We start from the raw sequence: 5,925 nt of genomic DNA, 5'->3' as shown, positions 1-5,925 counted from the left end.
TGTCGGTCCATAGGGGCCAGCGCGAAGCGGCGCTCAGCCTGGGATTACGGCCGGGGCAAGTCTTGTCGAAGATCGTCCTGCCGCAGGCGCTGCGGGTAATGGTGCCGCCGCTGACGAGCCAATACCTGAACATCATCAAGTCGAGCTCCCTCGGCGCCGCGGTGGCCTATCCGGAACTGTACCAGATCTTCGCCGGCACCGCGATGATGCAGTCCAACCGCGAGATCGAGTCGATGGCCCTGCTGATGGGGGTTTTCCTCGCGATCAACCTGATCGTTTCGATGCTGATGAACTGGTACAACCGACGCGTCGCGCTGGTGGAACGATGAGCAGCACGACGATCGGTCGGCGAGGCCGGGCGCCGCGGTATCTTCCGCCGCTGCTTGCCGTGGACTGGCTGCGGCGCAACCTGTTCGGCTCCGTCTTCAACACCGCTTTGACGATCGCCGTGCTGATGCTTGCCTGGCTGATCGTGCCGCCGCTGGTGCGCTGGGCGGTGGCTCACGCAACGTTCTCGGGAATGACGCGGGCGGCATGCCGGGGCGACGGTGCCTGCTGGACGTTCATCCGCGTGCGGCTGCCGCATTTCTTTTATGGCGACTACCCGTCGGACCTGTATTGGCGGGTCGACGCGGCGTTCGCGCTCGTGGCGGGTTTTTGCGTCCCGGTGCTGCGTGACGGTACGCGGCGGCGCTGGCTGTTCATGCTTTTGCTGCTGACGGCGGTCCCCGCCCTTGGCTGGGTACTGCTGGCGGGCGGGCTGCTCGGCCTGGCCTATGTCGATACGTCCCTGTGGGGCGGGTTGATGTTGGACGTGATCATCACCTTCGTGACGGTCGCGGGCTCCCTGCCGTTGGGTATCCTCCTGGCGTTCGGACGCCGGTCCCGCTTGCGCGGCGTCCGGATGCTGTCGATCGGCTATATCGAGATCTGGCGCGGCGTGCCCCTGCTGACGGTGCTGTTCCTGTCGGCCGTGGTGCTGCCGCTGTTCCTGCCGAACGGGGTCTCGGTCGACCGTCTGCTGCGCGCCATGGCGGCACTGGTGCTGTTCAATGCCGCCTACATGGCCGAGGTGGTGCGCGGCGGCCTGCAAGGCGTTTCCTCCAGCCAGGAAGAGGCCGCCTATTCACTGGGGCTGAGCTGGTGGCAGGCCCAGGCCTTCGTCGTGTTGCCCCAGGCGATGCGGATTATCGTGCCGGGGATCATCAATACGGTCGTGGACCTGTTCAAGGACACGACGCTGGTGACGATCATCGGCCTGTTCGATCTGCTGGGGTCCGTGGAACAGGCGCTGAAGGACCCGGCGTGGCTCGGATTTGCGACCGAGGGGTATGTGTTCTCGGCAATGATTTTCTTCGTCTGCTGTTTCGCGATGTCGGCGTATGGGCGGAGCATGGAGCGGCGGTTGGGGCGGGGTGATTAGGCTGGGGTTGAGACTCAGCCGCTTGGAATCAGGTGAAGCGCTGCCTTTCCGTCCCTTATCGCCGCGACGGACAATCTGCGATCGAACGTCGCCAACTGGCCGCCATGCGCCTTGGCAAGCGCCAGCAGATAGGTGTCCGTCACCTGCCCCGGGATCAATATCTTCGTAGTGTCGATATCAGGCGCATGCGCCAGGCTAAGATCGTCGGGCCAGAAACGATGCCCCGGCAGTGTCCGCAACAAGCGGACCATATCCGCGATCACAGACGGCACCCCGGGCGAGTTCGGATATTTGGGAGTGCCGACGATTCGGATGACGCCGTTTTCCGTGATGGGACAGGTTGCCCATGCCGCATGCCCTTCGATCTCGAACCATCGGTGCGCGTCGTCATGCGCGACATGTCCGGGATCCATCAGCGCAACCAGGACATTGACGTCGAGCAGGTAGGTCAAGGCGCCTCGTCACGCAGAGCGTTAACCAGTTCCAGCGTGATCGGCGGGCTGTCCGTCCTCGGCGCCAGCAAGGGAATGCCGTTGCGAGACCCTTCCGGCGCCGGCCGCTCCAGGGACCGCCGAGCAAGGGCGGAGACGACCTCACCGAGGGAGCGGTTTTGCTGCCGTGCCAGGGCCTTCGCGGCGATCAGCACGTCATCGTCGATTGATAATGTCGTCCGCATCACACCCTTCTGTTGCTGCATCAAACATCACGCATCACTTAAGTCGTCATCGAACGACGCTCAAGGGAGATCCTCGCGACAGGGCCTTCTCTCCTGCCACATAGCCCCTTGCGCCCGCCCCCCCATCCTGCCCCTATGCGCGCCGCAATAACCGACAGGAGCCTCTCACCCCATGTGGCAGTTCTGGATCGACCGCGGCGGCACGTTCACCGACATCGTCGCGCGCGACCCGGACGGGCGGCTGACCACGCACAAGTTGCTCTCCGAGAATCCGGAACGCTACAAGGACGCCGCCATAGCCGGCATCCGTGCCATCCTGAACATCCCTGGGGACCAGTCCGTTCCGCCCAACCTGATCGACGCGGTGAAGATGGGCACCACCGACGCAACCAACGCGCTGCTGGAGCGCAAGGGCGACCGCACCCTGCTGCTGGTCAACAAGGGCTTCCGCGACGCGCTGCGCATCGGCAACCAGGCTCGCCCCCGGTTGTTCGACCTGGCGATCGCGCTGCCATCGATGCTGTACGAGCAGGTCGAGGAAGTCGCCGGCCGTGTCGGTGTCGACGGCACCGAGATCGAACCCTTGGACGAACAGGCTGCCTTGGCCACGCTGGAGGCCGCGCGCGCCAAGGGCATCGAGGCCTGCGCCATCGTGCTGATGCACGCCTGGAAATACCCCGACCACGAAAAGCGTCTGGCCGACCTCGCGCGGCAGGCCGGGTTCACCCAGGTCTCCGCCAGCCACGCCGTCAGTCCGCTGCTCCGGCTCGTGCCTCGGGGCGATACGACGGTGGTGGACGCCTATCTCTCCCCGATCCTGCGCCGCTACGTGAACCAGGTGACCAGCGAATTGCCGGGTACCGCGGTCTATTTCATGCAGTCCAACGGCGGCCTGACGCTGTCGGAGAACTTCCAGGGCAAGGACGCGATCCTGTCCGGCCCTGCCGGCGGGATCGTCGGCGCCGCCCGCACCGCCGGGATGGCCGGTTTCGACCAGATCATCGGCTTCGACATGGGCGGCACCTCGACCGACGTGGCGCTCTACGCCGGCCAATTCGAGCGGGCGTTCGAGACCGCGGTCGCCGGCGTGCGCATGCGCGCCCCGATGATGGCGATCAACACCGTTGCCGCGGGCGGCGGATCCATCCTGCATTACGACGGTGCCCGGATGCGGGTCGGGCCGGACTCGGCCGGGGCCAATCCAGGGCCCGCTTGCTACCGCCGCGGCGGGCCGCTGACGGTGACCGACGCCAATGTCTGTGTCGGCAAAATCCAGCCCAAGCATTTCCCGCCGATCTTCGGCCCGCATGCCGATCAGCCGCTCGACGCTGAGGTCGTGCAGGTCAAGTTCGCCGAACTGGCCAAGCAGATCGGCGACCGTACGCCGCGGCAGGTGGCCGAGGGCTTCCTGCAAATCGCCGTCGCCAACATGGCGAACGCGATCAAGCAGGTGTCCGTACAGAAAGGCCATGACGTCACCCGCTTCGCCCTGCAATGCTTCGGCGGCGCGGGTGGCCAGCACGCCTGCCTGGTGGCTGACCAGTTGGGCATGGAGACGGTGTTCATCCATCCCTATGCCGGCGTGCTGTCGGCCTATGGCATGGGACTGGCCGACCAGACCGCGATGCGCGAGCAGGCGGTCGAAATCCCGCTGGCGGCCGAGACCATGGCGCAGGTGCGGGACGTCGCCGACACGCTGGCGGCGGGCGCTACCGCAGCGCTGCAATCCCAGGGCGCCGACCCGGCGCAGGTGACCGTCGCCCGTACGGTCCATCTACGCTATGCCGGCACCGAAGCCGCGCTGATCATTCCGCTGACCGATATCGACACGATCCGCGACGCGTTCACCAAGGCCCATCGCGCGCGCTTCGGTTTCGCCACGCCGGAACGTCCTGTCGTCGTGGAAACCGTTGCCGCCGAAGCCACCCTTCCCGGCGCCCCCGCCGAGGAAGCCACGCTCGGCACCCGCGCCGGCGGCGCCCCGGCGCCGATCGACACGGTGACGATCTTTTCCGGCGACGCCGAACATGCCGCGCCGGTGTTCGACCGCACCACCCTGCTGGCTGGCGACACGATCAAAGGCCCGGCGCTGGTCAAGGAGGCCAACGCCACCACGATCGTCGAGCCGGGCTGGCAGGCCGAGGTGACGAAGCTGGACCACATGATCCTGCGCCGTGTTGAGGCGTTGCCGTCCCGTGTCCCCGCCGGCAGCGAGAAACCCGATCCGGTGCTGTTGGAGCTGTTCAACAACCTGTTCATGAACGTCGCGGAGCAGACCGGCGCGGTGCTGCAGAACACGTCGATGAGCGTGAACATCAAGGAACGCCTCGACTTCTCCTGTGCGATCTTCGACGCCGACGGCAACCTCGTCGCCAACGCACCGCATGTGCCGGTGCATCTGGGGGCCATGGGCGAGTCGGTGCGCACCGTGCTGGCGCGCCGGGGGAATACCTTGAAGCCTGGCGACGTGGTGGCGCTGAACAACCCGTTCAACGGCGGCACGCACTTGCCCGATGTCACCGTCATCACGCCGGTGTTCGACAGTGCCGGTCGGGATATCCTGTTCTTCCTGGGCAATCGCGGCCATCACGCCGACATCGGCGGGATCACGCCGGGTTCGACGCCGCCGATGTCGCATACGCTGGAGGAGGAAGGCGTCGTCATCGACGATTTCCTGCTGGTCGATGGCGGGGATTTCCGAGAAGCCGAATTCCGCGCGTTGCTGGCATCGGCGAAATACCCGGCGCGCAGTCCCGACGTGAACGTGGCCGACATCAAGGCCCAGGTGGCCGCCAACGAGAAAGGCGTGCAGGAACTGCAGCGCGTGGTCGGCCAGTTCGGCTGGCCGGTGACGTCCGCGTATATGCGTCACGTCATGGACAATGCCGAAGAATCGGTCCGACGCGTCATCGACCGTATCGGGTCCGGGAAGTTTCTTTACAAAATGGACAATGGTCGCGACCTTGCGGTGTCGGTGCATGTCGACAAGGCGACCCGCAGCGCGATCGTCGACTTCACCGGCACCGGACCGCAGCACGAGGGGAATTTCAACTCCCCGCCGGCGGTGACCCGAGCGGCAGTGCTGTATGTGTTCCGGTGTCTGGTGGGGAGCGATATCCCGCTCAACGATGGCTGCTTGAAGCCGCTGACGCTGGTCATTCCACCCGGCACGTTCCTGTCGCCGAACCCCGGCGCGGCCGTGGTGGCCGGCAATACCGAGGTCTCGCAGGCCACCTGCAATGCGTTGTTCGGCGCGTTGGGGGTGATCGCGTGCTCGCAGGCGACGATGAACAACTTCCTGTTCGGCGATGCGACGCGGCAATACTACGAGACGATCTGCGGCGGCACCGGTGCCGGTCCGGGCTTCGACGGAACGTCGGCGATCCAGACCCATATGACCAACACCCGTATGACCGACCCCGAGGTGCTGGAGTTGCGCTATCCTGTCCGGCAGGAACTGTTCGGTATCCGCCATGGCTCCGGCGGCAAGGGTAAATGGATCGGTGGGGACGGGGCGATGCGCCGCATCCGGTTCCTGGAACCGATGACGGCGGTGATCGTATCGTCCCGCCGGAACGTCGCGCCGTTCGGACTGGAGGGCGGCGCGGACGGCGCGCCGGGCGAGCAATGGGTGGAACGTGCTGACGGCTCACGCACGGTGCTGACCGGAACGGACCGGGCGGAACTGGAGCCGGGAGATGCGTTCGTGATCCGGACGCCAGGCGGTGGCGGTTTCGGCGCGGCGTAGAGATACGGGGCTTGCGGCTTCGTCGCCTCTCGTCATGGCCCGGCTTGACCAGGCCATCTCTCTCCTCCAGGGCGTCAG

General features: G+C 66.0%; 5 protein-coding genes. 3 read left to right on the top strand and 2 right to left on the bottom strand.

The window, feature by feature from the left end; all coding sequences use genetic code 11:
- Positions 1–329 (top strand): ABC transporter permease subunit (locus tag VHB27_RS08955; RefSeq protein ID WP_325599419.1); only part of this gene is annotated, 329 nt, incomplete at its 5' end.
- Positions 326–1,423, top strand: coding sequence for an amino acid ABC transporter permease (locus VHB27_RS08950; RefSeq protein WP_325599417.1), 1,098 nt, complete (start codon positions 326–328; stop codon positions 1,421–1,423). The genes VHB27_RS08955 and VHB27_RS08950, both read left to right, overlap by 4 nt.
- Positions 1,424–1,437: 14 nt before the next feature.
- Here VHB27_RS08950 and VHB27_RS08945 read toward each other — a convergent pair whose 3' ends face one another.
- Both VHB27_RS08945 and VHB27_RS08940 read right to left on the bottom strand, forming a co-directional pair.
- On the bottom strand, positions 1,438–1,875 hold the full coding sequence (locus VHB27_RS08945; protein ID WP_325599415.1) for a TA system VapC family ribonuclease toxin: 438 nt from the start codon (positions 1,873–1,875) through the stop codon (positions 1,438–1,440).
- The gene (locus VHB27_RS08940; protein ID WP_325599413.1) at positions 1,872–2,099 is read right to left on the bottom strand and encodes a hypothetical protein; all 228 of its coding nucleotides are present in this window, start codon (positions 2,097–2,099) and stop codon (positions 1,872–1,874) included. Before VHB27_RS08940 ends, VHB27_RS08945 begins: the two co-directional genes overlap by 4 nt.
- A gap of 172 nt (positions 2,100–2,271) precedes the next feature.
- Between VHB27_RS08940 and VHB27_RS08935 the strand changes: the two genes are divergently transcribed.
- Positions 2,272–5,847: a hydantoinase B/oxoprolinase family protein gene (locus tag VHB27_RS08935; RefSeq protein WP_325599411.1), complete on the top strand. Its 3,576-nt coding sequence runs from the start codon at positions 2,272–2,274 to the stop codon at positions 5,845–5,847.
- Positions 5,848–5,925 lie beyond the last annotated feature (78 nt).

The organism is Rhodopila sp. (genome assembly GCF_035548235.1).
GTDB lineage: Bacteria > Pseudomonadota > Alphaproteobacteria > Acetobacterales > Acetobacteraceae > Rhodopila.
This window is presented reverse-complemented; position numbering and strand designations above follow the sequence as displayed.

Excerpts from the sequence above, each read along its gene's own strand:
- VHB27_RS08935 (WP_325599411.1), top strand. The coding sequence starts at position 2,272 with ATGTGGCAGTTCTGGATCGACCGCGGCGGCACGTTCACCGACATCGTC.
- VHB27_RS08940 (WP_325599413.1), bottom strand. The coding sequence starts at position 2,099 with ATGCGGACGACATTATCAATCGACGATGACGTGCTGATCGCCGCGAAG.
- VHB27_RS08950 (WP_325599417.1), top strand. The coding sequence starts at position 326 with ATGAGCAGCACGACGATCGGTCGGCGAGGCCGGGCGCCGCGGTATCTT.